Consider the following 18124-nt stretch of genomic DNA (forward strand, 5'->3'; position numbering starts at 1 on the left):
GGTTGCCGACGCTGACGCGTGCGACGTGAAGCGCGCCGCAATCAGCGACAGTATGTCGCCGATCAAATCGCGATGTAGCCCCGTCATCCTGAGGCGCTCGCGGAGCGAGCCCTCGAAGGATGAACGGCCACCAGCCGGGTCGTCGATCCTTCGAGACGAACGCAAGAGCGCGCGCCTCCAGCGACAAAGGCGAAGCCTTTGCGCGGGGATGACGGTTCACTAGGAACATCACGCTCACTCAGCCGCCCTGCGGCGAGGGCAGGTGCATGTTGGCGACGCCATCGGCCTCGGTCGCCGAGATCGTGGTGCGAATCATCAGGCGGCCCTCATGCGCCGGCCAGGGGCGGCCGCGATGCATGGTGGCCCGGTTGTCCCACATCACGACGTCGCCCTGCTTCCATTGATGCAGATAGCTGACGCCGGGCACGGTCGCGGCTTCGGTCAATTGCTCGATCAGCGCCCTGCCGGCCTCGGCATCCATGCCCTCGACGCCATAGGCATGGGAGGCAAGATACAGCGCGCCGCGGCCGTTGACGGGATTGCGCCAGACCATCCGCCAGCATACCGGCGGCAGCGCGTCGACTTCTTCAGTCGTTGCGAGGCCGGTGGCCACCTTGCTGCGCGAATGCGCGTAGGAGTGCCAGGCGAACGCGTTCTCCAGCCGACTTGCCGCGTCCTTGTCGAGCCGCTCGAAGGCAAGCCGCATCGAGACGAATTCGGTCTCGCCGCCATGTTCAGGAATGATGCGCGCCGACAGGATCGAGGTCAGCGCCGGCACCTGCTTGAAGGAAGAGTCGGTGTGCCAGAGCTGGTTGGCCCTGGCGCGCAGCTGCTGCCGGTGATCGGATGGAACCACCTTGCCGTCGGGCCCGAAGGTCGAGAGGATCACGAAATGCGAACCGGTGCCCATCGAACCGACCTTGGTCACTTCGGGCGGACCGAACCGGCGCGAGAAGGCGAGCTGGATGTCGTCACTGACCTCCTGACCGCGGAACACCAGCACCGAATGTTCCTCGAACGCCGCGCGCACCGCCGCATAGGCGGTATCGCTGGCGGCAACGTCCGACAGCGTGACGCCGCGCAGCTCGGCACCGAAGCCAGGTTTCAGTGGGATCACTTCCATCGCAAGTCCTCCCTTTTCTTTGTTGTTGCGGCGAGGTTAGGGGAAAAGCCCGCCATCGGCAACGCGGCCCCTCAGCCCATTGCGATCAGATTGTGCCGCGTGCGCCGGTCGGCGACCTCGATGCGATGTGTAATGAAGGCGAACAGCGCCCAGCTGGAGTGGAAGGCGATACCGGCCAGAATCACGATGGTTCCTGGAATCGGACCGATCGAAGCGCGGTCCCAGATCGCGCCCATCGTGGTCAGCGGCAGCGGGTGGATCGCCAGCTTGCCGTAATAAGCGATGGCCTGGATCGCGAAGATCCAGCCATAGGTCCGTCGCAGGCGCCGGCCGATCGCTCTGACATAGCTGATGTGATAGCTGGGGCGGCGGTAGTCGTTGGCGAGCAGTTCGGTCCAGGCTGCGTTCGGTGTGGGGCCCTCGCCGCGGATCATCGGCGCGTAGAAATCGGTTTCGAGCAACCGCGCCCGGGCGCGCCAGACGTTGAAATAGCGATAGCGCCGCGCCTCGAATAGCAGGAACACGGTTACCAGCAGTCCGACCAGGACCATCGGCAAGGGCGAAGCCTCTGCGCTGCTATAGGTCGCCGACAGCGCGATCCCGGTCGTGACCACCGCCCAGTTGGTCGAGCTGTCGAGACGGGTGCGCCAGACCGTGCTGCGATAGACCTCGCCACGATAGAGATGGGCGAGTGCACCGATCTCGGCGGCAGTGAATTCGAGCCTTCCGGCCTGCACCGGCTCCGGCTCGCGCGGCTGGGGCGATGGCATGGCGGCCTCCGGCGAAGCTGGCTTACGATCCCGGAGCATAGCGCGAAATCCGCGCGACCGGCGAGTCCGTTGCGTCCGTCGGCTTGGTTGGCAGCATCAGTCTGGATGCCGCACCGCCGCTCACACGATCCGCGAGGTCTTGTTGCCCCAATAGCGGTCACGCAGCAGGCGCTTGTAGAGCTTGCCGGTCGGCAGCCGCGGCAGCTCGGCTTCGAAATCCACCGAGCGCGGCACCTTCTGGCGCGACAGCGCGCCGGCGCAGAACGCGATCAGTTCCTCGGCGAGGTCCGGCCCCGGCGCGATACCGTCGACCGGCTGCACCACCGCCTTCACTTCCTCGCCGAGATCGACATTGGGTACGCCGAACACCGCGGCGTCGGCGACCTTGGGATGGGTGATCAGGAGGTTCTCGCATTCCTGCGGATAGATGTTCACGCCGCCGGAGATGATCATGAAGGTGGCGCGGTCGGTGAGATAGAGGAAGTTGTCGTCGTCGACATAGCCGACGTCGCCGACCGTGCTCATGCTACCGTCGGGCGAGCGCGCCTCGCTGGTCTTGGCGGGGTCGTTGAAATATTCGAATGGCGTGGCGGTCTTGAACCACACGGTGCCCGGCGTTCCCTTGGGGCAGGGCTGCATGTTCTCGTCGAGGATGTGCAGATCGCCGAGCAGGACCCTGCCGACGGTGCCGCGATGCGCGAGCCACTCCTCGCTGTTGCAGGCGGTGAAGCCGAGCCCCTCCGTCGCGCCGTAATATTCGTGGATGATGGGACCCCACCATTTGATCATGTCGTCCTTGACCAGCGCCGGGCAGGGCGCGGCGGCGTGGATCGCGATCTCGAGGGTCGACAGATCGTAGCGGGTGCGAACCTCCTCGGGCAGTTTCAGCAGACGCGAGAACATGGTCGGCACCAGCTGGCTGTGGGTGATGCCCCATTGCTCGACCAGCTGCAGATAGCGCTCCGGGTCGAAGCTCTCCATGATGACGACCGTGCCGCCCATCCGGATGGTGAGATTGACCGCGGCCTGCGGCGCCGAGTGGTAGAGCGGCGCCGGCGAGAGGTAGACCATGCCCTCGCGGTAGTGCCAAAGCTTGGTCAGGAAATCGAACAGCGGCAGGTTCTGCGACGGCGGCTGCTCCGGCAGCGGCCGCACGATGCCCTTGGGCCGGCCGGTCGTGCCGGAGGAATACAGCATCGCGGTGCCGGCAAATTCGTCCGCGATCGGCGTTGACGGCAGGCCTGCGGTGGCCTCTCGCAGTCCGACAATGCGATCGCTCTCGCTTTCGCCGTCGACCACGATGCAGAGCTCGACCCGCAGGCACTCCTTCAGCGCCTCGCGCGCGATGTCGAGCTTCAGCTTCGAGGTGATCAGGATCCGCGACTGGCTGTTGGTCAGGATGTAGGCGAGTTCGCCCGCGGTGAGGTAGGAGTTGACGCAGGTGAAGTAGAGCCCGGCGCGCTCGCCGGCGCCGCAGGCCTCGAGGTAGCGGTTGTTGTTCTCCATGAAGATCGAATAATGATCGAGCCGCCGCAGCCCCTGCTTGCGGAACAGATGCGCGAGCCGGTTGGAGCGCGCCTCGAGTTCACGATAGGTGACGGTCTCGCCGGTCCCGGCCATGATGAAGGCGGGTTGCAGCGGGCGCAGGTAAGCATGCTTGCCGGTGTACATCGAACTCCAGATCCCCCTTGATCGTGCTTGTTCTTGTTTGACGCGTTTTCTTCACGCGAACCGGTACCCACTTCGCTCGAAAGCGCTCTATGCAGCCATCTCCAGAATCTCGCGAACCTGGGATGGATCGTCGATCTTGCGCGGATTGCGCGGCACCCAGGGCGTTCGCATCGCTTGCTTTGCGATGCGGTCGAAATGCTCGGAGCCGACGTGGACCTCCTGCAGGCTGCGCGGCATGCCGAGGTCGCGGATGAAGCGGTCAAGCACGTCGCCGGCGTCCGCGCCCGCATGTCCCATTGCGGCCGCGACCAGCGCCTGCCGGTCGGCATTGTCGCGCTTGTTCCAGCGCATCACCGCGGGCAGCATCACGCACGAGGTATAGCCGTGCGGCACGTCGAATTCGGCGCCGAGCACGTAGCCGATGCCGTGGCTCGCGCCCATCGGCACACCCGAGGCGAGCGGGCCGGTGGAGAGCCAGGTGCCGATCTGGCAATCCATTCGCGCCGAAATATCCTTCGGGTCGGCTTTCACCCGCGGCAGGCCGGCTGCCAGCATCTCGAGTCCCTTCAGCGCCTGCGCGTCGCCGTAAGGATGCGCCTCGCGCGAGCAGATGCCCTCGACGCAATGGTCGACGGCACGGATGCCGGTCGACAGGAACAGCCATTCCGGCGTGTGCACCGACAGTTCCGGATCGAGGATGGTGGCGCGCGGCATCACCAGCGGATGGCGCAACATCTCCTTCTGCCGCTTGGCCTCGTTGGTGACGCCGGCGATCGACGAGAACTCGCCACCGGCGATGGTGGTCGGCACGCTGATCTGGCGCACGGTCGGTGGATTCATCGCGGGCGAGACGCCGCCATGGGTGCGGATCGTCTCGATGCCGTCAGCCGTCGTGACGTTGTTGGCGAGGCAAAGCTGCACCGCCTTGGCGCCGTCGGTGATCGAGCCGCCGCCGATCGTGACGATCAAATCCGCTTTCGCGCTGCGCGCCTGTTGCGCCGCCGCGATCACCGCGGCGCGCGGCGTATGCGCCGGCATCTTGTCGAAGGTGCCGACGCAGCGGGGCCCAAGCGCCGCGCGAACCTTCTCGATCTCGTCGGTCTCGCGGTTCAGCGTGCCCGACACCATCAGAAAGGCGCGCTCGGCGCCAATCCGGTCCAGCTGCTCGACGATGGCCTCACGCGCGGGCCGCCCGAACACGACCTCGTCCATGGCGCCGAATACGACACGGCCTTGATGCACGCGCCTGTCCTCCCTCAACACGGTCTGCCTTGCTGGCGGCCCTTTGCGGCGAGGTTAGCGGAGGAAATCGGGGCCGTCATTAGGGCTCTGGGCCGGTGGCTGGTATGGTCGTGCTGCCTATTCCGCTGTCGTCCCTGCGAAAGCACTAGGGCATTTACACATCTCTTCGAGGCTAGAAAACCGACTCATCATCAAGGGGTTAGCTACTAGGCGAGAGCCGAAATCGGCGGGCGCAACCCTAGTGCAGATGAGTAAGTTCTCTGCGGTTTTCGGCCAACTCTTTGAGAAGACTCCGGAAAGACTGCGGAGGATATGTATATACGCTAGTGCGAAAGCAGGGACCCATACGCCGCGGCGTTCCTTGTTGAAGGGACTCATCATTCCAGCCTCGCTCGCTAATGACCACTCATGGTTATGGGTCCCTGCTTTCGCACTAGTGCATCTACGCGTTTGTCGGGCCATTTGCGAGGATTTGGAAGCGGGCCATTCCGGTGTGGAAGGTGATTGGTCCAGGTTGACGGTGGGAGGCGTAGCCGGTCCATCCGCCGAGTTTTGCGATGATCCATGCCGCCCAAGCAAGAGTGTTGGGGCGATGGTGGTTTTTCTGAAGCTCGGTGCGACCTTTCATGGTTTTGTTGATGGCCCTGAGCGTCTCGATCTCTTCTGCGGTGAAGACAAATTCAGCCGGCAATTCTTCGCCACTGTTGCGGGCCTGAACGAGTTGAATGACGATACATGCCGCTCTGGTGGCGACCGCCACGAGCTTGATCAGGCCTTCGGCGCTCTCGATCTGACTATCCTCGATGCGCAAACCCTGGCTCTTCAGCGAGCGAAAGAGTTGCTCAATGATCCAGCGCTGGCGGTACCAGGAGACGATCTGCCAGGCGTCTTTAACGGTGGCGACCGGATGAGTGGTCAGGAGCAGCCAGCGAATGGGCTCCGCACCTCTCGGCGGATGCAACTCGACCACTTCTACGAAGCTGAGTTTGATGCCCTCCGCCAAGTCGGTGACGCCGGGCCTCTGCGGCCGCTTGAGCACGACGGTTCCGAAGCGCATCGAGAGATGGGCCTGCCGGCCGCGCCGATCCATTCGCTGCGGCAGATCGATCACCGCGTTGTCGCAGAAGCGGCTCCGCTCGACCGCCTGATAAAGTGTGTCGCCATCGACCAGCGCATGGTCGTGCATGGCACGCGACAGAAGATGGACATTCTCAGCTGGCGTCAGCGCCCAGTGAGCAAAGAAATCCCCCTCGCGGTCGTTGACGACGGTGATCATGCGGGCATCTGCCAGGACGTCGCGGCCTTGCTCGGCGGCCGTCACCCAGCGCGCCGACTCCTTGTCGGCCAAGGCGCGCCGCTCATGCGGGATTTTTACCTTGCCTTTGCGCGTCCAAACGTTGCCGCCAGTAAGGCCAAGACAGACCCCGCTGTCGGCATCCACCGCCATCATCGCATGCAACAGCACGCCGCGAGCATTGCCCTTGCCGACTTTGCCCAGCCCGCGCCGCCGTCCCGCCTGGGTCTGGAACTTGACCTCGCTCGTATCCTGGATCGCCAGCACATGACGCCCGCTGACCGCAGTCCGCGTCTGCGCGCTCCAGCCCTCAATCAATTTATCGATCGTGACTTGGGGGTTGTTCACAAACCGCCAGAACGCCATATTGGCAGCCCAATCGCCCCGGGCCATCTGGCGCAAGCAGACGCTGCGCGTGCAAAGCATAGCCCGGAGAAGCGTCGCCCCCTTTTGTCGAGACGAACGTCCCCGAACTCACCCAAAGACAAATCCGGCTGCATCGCTGGCGCTCCTTCGAATCAAAGCGCCAGTGAGAGAATCATACAACATGCTGCAGAGACGCCACTTCTTGCTGCACCGAGTCAATCTGTCGCGCCCCAAAACCGTGTAGACACGCTAGTGCGAAAGCAGGGACGACAGCGAATGTGTGGCAGGCTTGTGAGCCATGCGTCCGCATCCTCGCCGCGCAAAGCGTCCGAGTCTTGCGTTTACTTGCCCCCTGTCGAAGCAGAGGGCGCAGGCAAAGCCGGGTGCCGATCTCGCGCTGCGCTGCCCGTCAGGTCCTTTTTGTCGCGCGAGGCGGCACGCGGCGTGCTACAGCTTCGGGACCAACCAGGGCGTGCACATGACATCCACCGTCGATCTCGCGAAACTGCATATTGACGACTTCACGCCGCATCAGGATGCGGAGTTCGAGATGCAGGCGGAGAGGGATCGCGTCGTGCCGCTGAAGCTCGCCAAGGTCGAGCCCGTGGGCAACAGCGGCCGGCCGGGCGGCGCGTTCTCGCTGCTGTTCACGGCGCCGAAGGCCGCGTGGCTGCCGCAGGCGATCTATCCGGTGCGGCATCCGGCATTGGGCGTGATCGAGATGTTCCTGGTGCCGATCGGTCCGGTCGCGCACGGCAATGGTTATCAGGCGATCTTCACCTGACGCTCTGCCGCCCGCCAGCGCATCAGGTCGTAGACGCCCTTGTCTTCCTCGGTGATGAAGCCGAGCCGCCGGTAGAGCCGCATCGCCGGGTTGAGCTTCTCGACATGGATCGAGACATCCTTGCCGGCGGCCGCCGCCTCGTCCATCGCGTCGCGCAGCAACGCTTCGCCGTAGCCCCTGCCGCGATGCTCCGGTAGGAAGGCGATGTCGATGATGCGGTGCTGGCTCGGCCAGCGTTCGAGATAGAACCGGCCGACGTCTTCACCACCCTGGCGCGCGATCACCAGCCAATCGGCGTTCGGATAGTGCTGCTGGTAGTGCGCGTGCTGGGCGCGGAATTGCTGTTCGAGAAAGGCGGCCTTGTCGGCCTCGCTCCACGGCACCGGCGCAAGTTCTTCGGTGCGCGTCGAGGCATAGAGGCGGCCGAGGAACGGCAGGTCCGCCTCCGACAGGCGGCGAAAGCCGCAACCGACTTCGGCCGCGCGCGCCCAGCCGAAGGTGGGCGTGATGGTGCCTGGCGCGTCGAGAGCCAAAACGAGCTCAGCCTCGCGCCGGGAAGACGCCCTGCAGTGCGATGCAGAAGTTCAGCGTGAGGTAAGGTTGCATGTTGTTGTGCGGAAGGTTGCCGCCCGTCATGCCGATCATGGTGGCGTTCATCTGCGTCAGTGTTGGCGCCGGGCTCCCGGGCAGGTAGGCGAACGCGTTGGCCGATTTGCCGAGGATGCGGGTCGGGCTCGGGACTTGAACGTCGGCCGTGTCCTGCGTACCGACGTTCACGGGGTGGTTGTGCTGCGGTATCTGGTTTTGCAGCAGCGTCACATTGGGGGAGCCGATGGTCTCGCCGAGGTCATACAGCGACAGCCCCGGGCCCTGTCCGGGCGCCAGCGGCGCGTTGCCCTGCATGTTGGGAAGCGCGAAATTCGAGGTGCCGTTGCCGCCATAGGTGACGCCGAGCAGCGAAAACAGCGCCGTGTTCTGCGAGATCGGCAGGATCTGGCCGCTGCAGAAGGCCCAGCCCTTGGGAGCGAAGTTGAACGGAAAGATGCGGATTTCGGCGACGAAGGGGTCGGCCATGGTGTCGCGCTCCTAGCCCTGGCTCGGGAAAATGCCGGACAGCGAAATGATGAAGGTGACGCAAAGCAGCGGCTGCAAATTGCTGTGCGGCAGGTTTCCGCCGGTATTCGTCAGCATTCCGCCTGCCATGGGCCCGTCGGGCGGCTGGCCGTCGATATACATCGCGATTGTGCCGGTCGTCTGATCGAGAATATTTCCCTGCGGGTTCGACGCGGTGCCGGTCTGCTTCGCGGCGATGAAGGCGTGCGAATGCTGCGGGATCGTCTGCGTCGTGAGTGTTACGTTTTCGACGCCGCCAGTCTGCCCCATGGCATAGGTCGTGCCGCTGCTGGCGGTGCCCGTGTGGATTGGCACACGGCCGCGCAGATCGGGGACCGCGAAGGTGGATTGGCCATCGCCGCCATAGGTGGTGCCGATCAGATTGAACAGCGCGTCGTACTGGGAGATCGCCAACAGGCTGCCGTCACAGAAATTCCATCCGACCGGGGCAAAGCTGCCGCCGAACATACGGATTTCGCCTAAATAGGATTCTGACATCGGCGCTTCTCGTCAATTCTGCGAGGGGAAAATGCCCTGGAGGGCAATGCTGAAATTGATCGTCAGGAACGGTTGCATGTTCTGATGGGCCTGGCTGCCGCCGGCATTGCCCACGGTCAATGGATTGAGCGGGGTGATGTCGGTCGTCGACGTGCTGTAGCCGTTGTTGAAGGCACCGAGATAGGCCCCCGAATCGAGCGGCTGGCTACCGTTGCTGTTGGTGGCGTTGGCCAAATGATTGTGCTGCGCCATCTCGTTGATCGTGAGCGTGTGGCTCTCCTCGCCGCCGCGTTGGCCGAGCGTATAGCCGGGGCCCATACTTATCGGCACCCGGCCTCGAAGGTCGGGCAGGCCAAAAGTGACGCGCCCGTCCCCGCCGTAGGTCGTACCTAGCAACGAGAACAGTGCCTGATTCTGAGCGATGGGAAGCAGTTGGCCGTTGCAAAATGCCCAACCCTTGGGCGCAAAGCCGAACGACATCATGCGGACTTCGGAAAGAAACGGATCGGCCATCGGTCCTCCGCGAATACGTCGTACGATTTGTGAAAAATTCGAAGCAATGATGCTGCGTGTGCAACGTCTGCACGATAGCGTGTTTTGCGGCTAGTGCAACCTCAACGATTGTCTGGTTTCCGCGATTTTTTCGATTCCGCGGCCGCGCGAGCCATTCGCAGTTCGCGACGAGACGGTATCGCTGCTGACGGGACCGTTGTCACGAATCGGACATGTCCAAGCGGACATCATGAGGCGATTGAAGTTTGCCGGGTCGACGGAAGCGCGGATCCCATCCATCTGAGGCAACGCCTGCCGGGACGCTTCGGCAGGCGTTGTGTAGTCGATACGGTGCCCGGTCAGACGATCAGGTCATGGTGCAACTGGGCGTGGTTGTCGGTTTGCGTGCCGCCCATGGCGGCGAACGTCGCCTCATGGCCGACCCACCATGGGGTGCCGGCATTGGCGTGCCCGCTGAACAGATCGGACCAGGTCTGGGTGTTCGCGGCCGGGTCCGCGTGGCTCGTGCTGGCCTGCGACGGCGTCTGGGTGAACGACGAGAAGTCGAAGCCGTCGCGGTTCAGAGTCGAGGATGTGCTGCTCTGCATGGGCATCGCCTTCGCCGATCCCACGTTGGCCTGCGTGACATCCGCGGCGGTTGGGAGCCGCCGCTCGCCGTCGGTGAGACTGATATACATCAGGTCGTTGGCATCGGATGACGACGTCAGGTCGGGGAGGCCGAGCACGTGTCCCAACTCATGGACCACGGCGGTCAATAGATCGAGATGACCGGCTGCGGCCGTCGACGAATCGGTCTGCAGATCGGAGCCGGAAGCATTGAGCGCGTGGGGGAACTCAAAATTGTCAAACGGTGTCGAATCGACGAACCAGCCATGGCCGGCGGCATCGGCATCGATCGTAATGTGGCCGGCGCTTTCCAGGCCGACCACCTGGCCGGCGAGATCAGCGACGCTGAAGGTGACGGCATGCAGCGCGGCCAGTTGATCCGCGTCCACGCCAGCCTTTGCCCATTGGGTAATGGCCGCCGAGACGACCGAGTCGAGCTGGCTTTGCGTCAGGTGGGTTTCACCCGGGGTCGCGACGGCGGCCTGCACGCCGCCATCCGCGGCGAGCAGCGGCGACGAGCCGAAGCCGTTGGTGCTGCCCGCCGTGACGCTGATGGTCGGCGCCGTGGTGACCGTATTGTGCGCCAGGACGTAGCTCGAGATTGCGGCGGTATCGGTCGCGCCGCCGCCATAGGACGAGCCGTCGCCCGCGTGCAGGCCGACGGTGGTGGCAAACCGATCGCGCAGCCGGATGTCGGTGCCGGTCGCGCCCGAACCGAGGAACTGATTTTCCTGGGCGCCGGTGCCGCCCAGCGTCAGCGAGACGCTCTGCGCATCGCCCGCGACCGTGCCGGCATTAAGTTCGAAGCCATGAGCGCCGAACGCACCCGGGTTGGACACCGTGTTGCCCATGACGATCGCGGTCAATAGGGCGTTGCCGCCGTTCGCAGCGTCACCGGTCTGCAGTTCGATTCCGTCGTTGTTGTACTGATACAGATGATTGTTGGTGATCGTGACGCTGGAATTGGCCCCGCCCATCGTGACGAAGCCGATGTCACTGCCCTGGGCGGAGCCGCTGTTGGCGACGCCGGCGACGCCGATCGTGTTGGAATCGATCGTGCCGTTGAACGAGCTTGCTCCTGATCCCGTGCTGATGCCGAGCGCGGTGCCGAGGGCATCACGCATGGTATTGTTGGCGATGTTGAAGGTCAGGTTGGCGTGGTCGCCGGTCCCGCCGGAGCTGATGGTGATGCCGCCGCCGCCCGAGACGATATTCTGGTTGTTGTTCGAGAAACTGTTTCCGTTCAGCACGAGGTCCGAGTTGACGCCGCCGTGCAGATCGAGCTGGAACAGGTCGCCGCGCGCCGACGTGAATGTCGAATTCTGGACGGTCGCGTTGAATGTTCCGTCGGTGGCCTGGAACACCAGGGCATCGCCCGAGCTGTTTCCGGCCGCCGAATTGGTCGCGAAGGTCGAGCCGGTAATGGTGATGCGGTTGAGTGTCTGACCGCTGTTGTTGAAGACGTGGAACGCATCGAGCGCTGCGCCCGTGAAGGTCGAATTCGTTACCGACGCCGTGCCGGACAGGCCGGTGAAGTAGACGTCGCCCTCGCCGATGCCGCCGACGTTGGTGCCGTTGGTGCCGGTCACCGTGGTGTTGCCGAGGGTAAAGCCGGTGACGCTGGTGCCGACGATGCCGTAGTTCTGGAAGTCGTGCATCGCCAGATAGGACAGCTGAACGTCCTTGGTGTTGTTCAGGTAGACGCCGCTGCCCTGCGTGGTGCTGCCGTCGGCGCCGGTCTTGTTGGCGATGGTGCCGCCGCTGCCCACCGTCGAACCGTCGCCGGTGATGTGCAGGCCGCCATTGCCGGCGGCCGTGCCGGTATTCGACAGGATGATGCCGTTGTTGGACCCGCCGCTCGAGGTGATGCTCTTGAGGATGAGGTTGGACGAGCCGATCTGGGTGTTCTCGACATCGAGCGCGGTGCCGGTGCCCGACGTGATGGAGTTGTTGGTGCCGGTCAGCGTGATGGTGCCGCCATGGGTGAAGCTCATGCCGGTGCCGCTGGCAGTCTTGACCGTGATGTCGGACATCGTGACGGTGCCGATATTGTTGTTGTCGTCGCTGATGCCCATGCCGGTCGAGGCCGAGGTATCGATGCTGACGCCGCTGATGCTGTGGCCCGAGGTGCCGAGCAGGTCGATGCCGTTGTCGGCGCCGGTCACCTTGATCACCGGATCGGTGCCGGTCGCAGTGTTGGCGGTCACCACGGCGCCGGTCACCGGATTGGTGAACGTCAGGGAGTGACTGCCGCCGACCAGGTTGACGCCATTGGCGAGGTTGATGCCGTTGGCCTCGGTATAGGTGCCGGACCTCAGCACGACATAGTCGCCAGAGCCGGCCGGATTCGCCGCGTTGTAGGCGGCGATCGACGTGTATGGATCGGCCGCGGTGCCGAGATTGGCGCTGTTGGCCAGCGCCGTGGGCGAGTTGTCGATATAGAACACCTGCGGGACCACGCCGACGTGGAAGGTCTGGGCGCCCGACGTGAGCGGCCCGCCGGTGCCGGTGTTGCCGTTGTCGTTGATGTTCAGCGTGACGGTATCCGAGCCGGTGAAGCCGTCGTCGCTGTTGTATGTCAAGGTCGCCAGCGCGGTGTTGACCTGTGCGACGGTGCCGGTCAGCGTCACCGTGTGGCTGCTGTTGTTGGTGGAGCTGGCGAGCCCGGCGGTATTGAAGGTCAGGTTCGCATGGCTTGAGGCAATCGTCGCCGTGACGTTGCCGCTGGCGGCATCGATGTCGGCGACCGAAAGTCCTGAAATCGCGAAGTCGGTGTGCGAGAATGCCGTGCCGATCGAATTGTCCGCCGGCACCGACGCGGTGGGTCCGTCGTCCACCGCGGTGACGCTTCCCGTCGTCGATCCCGTCCCGGTGTTGCTGCCGCCATTCGCGGTACCGCCGTCATCGTGCACGGTCAGGCTGTAGGAGCGCGCGGTGGTGTCGGGGTTTTCGCTGGTGTTGTTGAACTGGATCAGGTCCAGCGCCGCATTGTAGTGCGCAAGCGTGTCGGTACCGGTGAAGCTGATCGTTTCGGTACCGGCGGTGCTGGTGATCTCGAAGTGGATGCCGCCGATATCGCCGCTGTTGCCGGCGTGGCCTGCGATCGACAGCGCATCCGACGGCTTCAGATTGTTCAGAACGAAGGTCGCATCGGTCAGGTTATTGCCTTCGGCGTCCGTGATCGTCAGGTTCGGCGTGATCGTGACCGGCGTCGAGTTCGCTGCCGGCGTGCCGTTCGGCGGCTCGGAGAAGCCGGTGATGGCACCGAAGCTCACGACCGGCGCATCGTTGACCGGCGTGACGTGGATGGTCGAGGTCGAGGTGTTGCTGCTGTCGGTGCCGTCGTTGACCGTAAAGCTGACGGTGCGATCCGCCCCGGATGGGTTGTCGCTCGAGTTGAAATAGGTGATGGAATCGAGCGCGGCCTTGTAGTTGGCGACGCTGGCGGAGCCGGTCAGCGTCAGCACGCCGGTCCCGGAATTGTACGAGCCGGTGATGCCGCTCTGGTTGACGAAGCCCAGCACGTCCTGGCCGGCGGCGAAGCCGCCGGTGATCTGCACCGTCGCGCCGGTCAGATTGGCGCTGTCGACGTCGGTCACGTTGACCGACGCATCGATCACGGTCGCGGCCTGGTTTTCGGTGTAGTTCAGCGTGCCGCCGGCGGTCGTGACCGGCGGATCGTTGACCGGCGTGACGTTGATGGTGCCGGTAACCGGCGTGGAGGTCGCCGTGCCGTCGTTTGCGATGATCGTGACGGTGCGCGCCAGGCCCGACGGGTTGTCGCTGGTGTTCTGATAGGTCACCGAGGCGAGCGCCGCCTGATAATCGGCGACGCTGGCGGTGCCTGTCAGCGTCAGCATGCCGGTTCCCGCATTGAACGAGCCGGTGATGCCGTTCTGGGACGTAAAGGCGAGGACGTCCTGACCGTTGGCGTAGTTGCCGGTGATCTGCACCGTCGCGCCGGTCAGCGTAGTGTTGTCGACGTCGGACACGATGATCGCCGGGTCGAACGCGGTCGCGGCCTGGTTCTCGGTGTAATTGAGGGTGTGACCGGCGGTGACGACGGGCGGGTCGTTGACCGGGGTGACGTTGATGGTGTCGGTGACCGGCGAGCTGTCGAGCGTGCCGTCATTGGTCGTGATGGTGACGGTGCGCGCCAGCCCGGACGGATTGTCGCTGCTGTTGATGTAAGTCACCGACGCCAGCGCGGCCTGGTAGTTCGCGACGCTGGAGGAGCCGGTCAGCGTCAGCGTTCCGGTCGCGGCATTGAACGAGCCTGTGATGCCGTTCTGGTTGGTGAAGCCGAGGACATCCTGGCCGCTGGCATAGTTGCCGGTGATCTGCACCGTCGCGGACACCAGATTGGCGTCATCGCCGTCGGTGACGGTGATCGCCGAATCGATCACGGTCGCGGCCTGGTTCTCGGTGTAGTTCAGCGTGTGGCCGGCGGTGACGACCGGCGCCTGGTCGACCACGACGGCGATGGTGAAGGTCTGCTGGCTGTGCAGCGTACCGTCGCTCGCATCGACCGTGACGTCATAGGACGGGTCGGCAATGTTGATCTTGCTGGGATCGGCGACCGTGATCTTGCCGGTGGTCGCATCGATGGTGAAGCCGCCGCCGGAAGTGTCGCCGACCAGCGAATAGGTCACGGCGGGGCCGTTGACGTCCGTCGAGGATGCCGTGACGCTGGTTCCCGCGCCGACCGGTGCGTTGACCGCAACGCGGTTGGCGCCGGCGTCGGCATCGACCGGGGTCGACGGCGCGACGTCGGTGACGGCGATGGTGAAGGTCTGCGAGCTCGTGAGCAAACCGTCGCTGGCCTGCGCGGTGACGGTGTAGGCGTGCCCGGCCGGGCTTTCGTAATCGATCTTGGAGCTGTCCGCGACGGTGATGACGCCCGTCGTCGCGTTGATGGTGAAGCCGCCGCCGGAGGTGTCGCCGATCAGCGACCAGGTCACGGCCGGGCCGTTGACGTCGGTTGCCGCCGCGGTGATGCCGACGGTCGAGCCGTTGGCAGCGCCTTCGGCGATCGTGTTGGTGCCGGCGTCGGCATCGACCGGGGTCGACGGTGCGGCGTCGTTGACGGCGATGGTGAAGCTCTGCGAGCTCGCCAGCGTGCCGTCGCTGGCCTGCGCGGTCACCGTATAAGAATGGGTCGGGCCGCTGCCCTCATAATCGATCTTGGTCGGGTCGGCGACGGTGATGACGCCAGTCGTCGGGTCGATGGTGAAGCCGCCGCCGGAGGTGTCGCCGATCAGCGACCAGGTCACGGCCGGGCCGTTGACGTCGGTCGCATGCGCGGTGATGCCGACCGCAGTGCCGGCGGCCGCGCCTTCGACAACGCTGTTGGCGGCGGCGTCGCCGTCGACCGGCGTCGATGGCGCAACATCCGCGATGTTGATGGTGAAGGTCTGCGAACTCGCCAGCGTGCCGTCGCTGGCTTGCGTGGTGACGGTGTAGCTGCCGCCCGAGCTTTCGAAATCGAGCTTGCTCGAATCGGCGACCGTAACGACGCCGGTTGCGGCATTGATGGTGAAGCCGCCGCCGGAGCTGTCGCCGATCAGCGAATAGGTCACGGCCGGACCGTTGATGTCGGTCGCCGACGCGGTGATACCGACGGTCGAGCCGTTGGCTGCGCCTTCAATGACGGTGTTGGCGCCGGCGTCGGAGTCGACCGGGGTCGACGGCGCGACGTCGGTGACGGCGATCGTAAAGGTTTGCGAGCTCGCCGTCGTGCCGTCGCTGGCCTGCGCGGTGACGGTGTAGGAATGGGTCGGGCCGCTGCTCTCGTAATCGACCTTGGTGCTATCCGCGACGGTGATGACGCCGGTTGTCGCGTCGATGGTGAAGCCGCCGCCGGAGGTGTCGCCGATCAGCGCATAGGTCACCGGCGGGCCGTTGACGTCGATCGACGACGCCGTGACACCGACGGTCGAGCCGTTGGCGGCGCCTTCGGCGATCGCATTGGCGCTGGCGTCGCTGTCGACCGGGGTCGAGGGCGGGGCTTCGGTGACGGCGATGGTGAAGGTCTGCGAGGTCGCAAGGGTGCCGTCGCTGGCCTGCGCGGTGACGGTATAGGCGTGGCCGGGCGCGCTTTCGTAATCGAGCTTGCTCGGGTCGGCGACGGTGATGACGCCTGTTGTCGCGTTGATGGTGAAGCCGCCGCCGGAGCTGTCGCCGGTCAGCGAATAGGTTACCGCCGGGCCGTTGATGTCGGTCGAGGATGCGGTGACGCCGACCGTGGTGCCGACGGCCGCGCCTTCGACGACGGTATTCGCGGCAGCATTGCTGTCGACCGGGGCCGACGGCGCAACGTCGGTGACGTTGACGGTAAAGGTCTGCGTGCTGGTCTGCGTGCCGTCGCTGGCCTGCGCGGTGATCGTGTAGGCGTGGCCGGGCGCGGTTTCGAAATCGACCTTGGTGGGATCGGCGACGGTGACGACGCCGGTCGCGGCGTTGATGGTGAGGCCGTGGGCATCACCGACCAGCGAATAGGTCACGGTGCCGCCATTGATGTCGGTGGCGTGCGCGGTGATGCCGACGGCGGTGCCGATGGCGGCGCCTTCGACCACTGTGTTGGTCGCGGCGTCAGAGTCGGTGGGAGCCGACGGCGGGGCGTCGGTCACGCCGATCGTGAAGGTTTGCGTCGTCGTGGTCGCGCCGCTCGTCGCCTGCACCGTGATGGTGTAGGCGTGGCCCGGCGCGCTCTCGTAATCGAGCTTGTTCGGATCGGCGACGGTGACGACACCCGTCGTGGCATTGATGGTGAAGCCGCCGCCGGAGGTGTCGCCGGTCAGCGAATAGGTGGTTGCGGGGCCGTTCGGATCGACCGCGGAGGCGGTGATGCCGACCAGCGTGTTGACGGCTGCGCCTTCGACGACGCTGTTGGCGGCGGCATTGACGTCGACCGGGGTGCTGACCGCCACGTCGTTGACGTTGATCGTGAAGCTCTGCGAGCTGACGCCGCCATGGCCGTCGCTGGCCTGGACCGTGATGGTGTAGGCGTGGCCCGGCGCGGTCTCGAAGTCGATCTTGGCGGAATTGGCGACGGTGACGATGCCGGTGGTGGGATCGATCTTGAAGCCGCCATTGGAGGAATCCGATGTCAGCGAGTAGGTGACGCCGGGGCCGTTGACGTCGGCCGACGACGCGGTGATGCCGACCGAGGTGTTGACCGCGGCGCCCTCGTTGACGGCGTTGGCGGTGGCGTTGCCGTCGGTCGGTGTCGAGGGCGGCGCATTGCTGACCGCGATCGTGAAGCTCTGCGACGAGACGAAGATACCGTCGGTCGCCTGCACATTGACAACGTAGCTGCCGCCGGAGCTCTCGAAATCGACCTTGGAGGGATCGGCAATCGACACGACGCCGGTATTCGGATCGACCTTGAAGCCGCCATGCGAGGAATCGGACGCCAGCGAATAGGTGACCGGAAGACCGATCAGGCTGGTGGATTGCGCGGTGATGCCGACCGATGTACTGGCTGCGGCGCCCTCAACGACCGTGTTGGCGCCGGAATTGGCGTCGGTCGGAGGCGATAGGAAGCCGGGCACCGGCGGCCACGGCGTGCCGGGAGGACAGCCCAGGTAAAGATATTGCAGACCATACGTATTGACGAACGCCTGCGCGGCCGGATCCAGAATGATATTGCCGCTCGGATCGAGATGAAGCTCGGGGCGGGTTAAACCACCGATTGTATAGGCAGGTATGGTCGTCATGAGCACTCCCGCGATCGGCGTGAAAGCCGATCAACTAACTACAATTTTTGGGGACGACGAGGTGTGAAGCAGTTCACACGTTGAGGTTGATCACTTGCGATCCGAGATCGCACCGGTCCGCTCGCAATATGCGGACACCGCGACGGTTGCGGAGTCCCGACATCAGCAAGTTCAAATGCGCTTGCCATTACGTAATCGCTTCCACTCACTCACGCCGCGAGAAAAGCCCAATGAATGTTCGAGAAAAGCGCGGCGGCCAAGAAAATTTACCGGTTGGCAACCACGACCGTATTGTCGATGCTTCCGAGTGTCAATGTGTGTCCACGTGACACCGCGCCGTTAACCACGATTCGGCCATGCAGCGGGAGGTAGAGTGTGGGAACTCGACCATTTTTAATCTTGTGCGACCCCCGGTGGTTTCTGCGC

Annotated in this window: 11 protein-coding genes; 1 reads left to right on the forward strand and 10 read right to left on the reverse strand. The window is 64.5% G+C overall.

Annotated elements, in window-relative coordinates; all coding sequences use genetic code 11:
- Window positions 1-238: 238 nt before the first annotated feature.
- From J2R78_RS19175 to J2R78_RS19195, 5 genes are all read right to left on the reverse strand, one after another.
- Window positions 239-1123, reverse strand: coding sequence for a TauD/TfdA family dioxygenase (locus J2R78_RS19175; RefSeq protein ID WP_253606169.1), 885 nt, complete (start codon window positions 1121-1123; stop codon window positions 239-241).
- A gap of 71 nt (window positions 1124-1194) precedes the next feature.
- Window positions 1195-1893: a DUF2270 domain-containing protein gene (locus J2R78_RS19180; protein WP_375166721.1), complete on the reverse strand. Its 699-nt coding sequence runs from the start codon at window positions 1891-1893 to the stop codon at window positions 1195-1197.
- A 120-nt stretch (window positions 1894-2013) separates the two neighbouring features.
- On the reverse strand, window positions 2014-3564 hold the full coding sequence (locus J2R78_RS19185) for an AMP-binding protein (protein WP_253606171.1): 1551 nt from the start codon (window positions 3562-3564) through the stop codon (window positions 2014-2016).
- Window positions 3565-3651: 87 nt separating this feature from the next.
- Window positions 3652-4806 (reverse strand): iron-containing alcohol dehydrogenase, encoded by a 1155-nt coding sequence (locus J2R78_RS19190; RefSeq protein ID WP_253606173.1) that lies wholly within the window; start codon window positions 4804-4806, stop codon window positions 3652-3654.
- 442 nt (window positions 4807-5248) lie between these two features.
- Window positions 5249-6493 (reverse strand): IS4 family transposase, encoded by a 1245-nt coding sequence (locus tag J2R78_RS19195; RefSeq protein ID WP_253609857.1) that lies wholly within the window; start codon window positions 6491-6493, stop codon window positions 5249-5251.
- A gap of 451 nt (window positions 6494-6944) precedes the next feature.
- Here J2R78_RS19195 and J2R78_RS19200 point away from each other — a divergent pair, with 451 nt between their 5' ends.
- Window positions 6945-7250, forward strand: coding sequence for a DUF6916 family protein (locus tag J2R78_RS19200; protein ID WP_253606175.1), 306 nt, complete (start codon window positions 6945-6947; stop codon window positions 7248-7250).
- Here J2R78_RS19200 and J2R78_RS19205 read toward each other — a convergent pair.
- The 5 genes from J2R78_RS19205 to J2R78_RS19225 all read right to left on the reverse strand — a co-directional run bounded on the left by J2R78_RS19205 (window position 7232) and on the right by J2R78_RS19225 (window position 17698).
- Window positions 7232-7783 (reverse strand): GNAT family N-acetyltransferase, encoded by a 552-nt coding sequence (locus J2R78_RS19205; protein ID WP_253606177.1) that lies wholly within the window; start codon window positions 7781-7783, stop codon window positions 7232-7234. The genes J2R78_RS19200 and J2R78_RS19205 overlap by 19 nt on opposite strands.
- 7 nt (window positions 7784-7790) lie before the next feature.
- Complete coding sequence (locus J2R78_RS19210) at window positions 7791-8324, reverse strand: phage tail protein (protein WP_253606179.1); 534 nt, start codon at window positions 8322-8324, stop codon at window positions 7791-7793.
- 12 nt (window positions 8325-8336) lie between these two features.
- Complete coding sequence (locus J2R78_RS19215; protein WP_253588614.1) at window positions 8337-8831, reverse strand: phage tail protein; 495 nt, start codon at window positions 8829-8831, stop codon at window positions 8337-8339.
- Between the two features lie 42 nt (window positions 8832-8873).
- A complete protein-coding gene (locus J2R78_RS19220; protein ID WP_225162022.1) occupies window positions 8874-9374 on the reverse strand; it encodes a phage tail protein in 501 nt (166 codons plus the stop codon).
- Between the two features lie 338 nt (window positions 9375-9712).
- A complete protein-coding gene (locus J2R78_RS19225; protein WP_253606181.1) occupies window positions 9713-17698 on the reverse strand; it encodes a cadherin domain-containing protein in 7986 nt (2661 codons plus the stop codon).
- Between the last annotated feature and the right edge of the window lie 426 nt (window positions 17699-18124).

It is taken from the genome of Bradyrhizobium sp. USDA 4538 (genome assembly GCF_024171045.1).
In the GTDB taxonomy this organism is placed as follows: Bacteria; Pseudomonadota; Alphaproteobacteria; order Rhizobiales; family Xanthobacteraceae; genus Bradyrhizobium; species Bradyrhizobium australafricanum.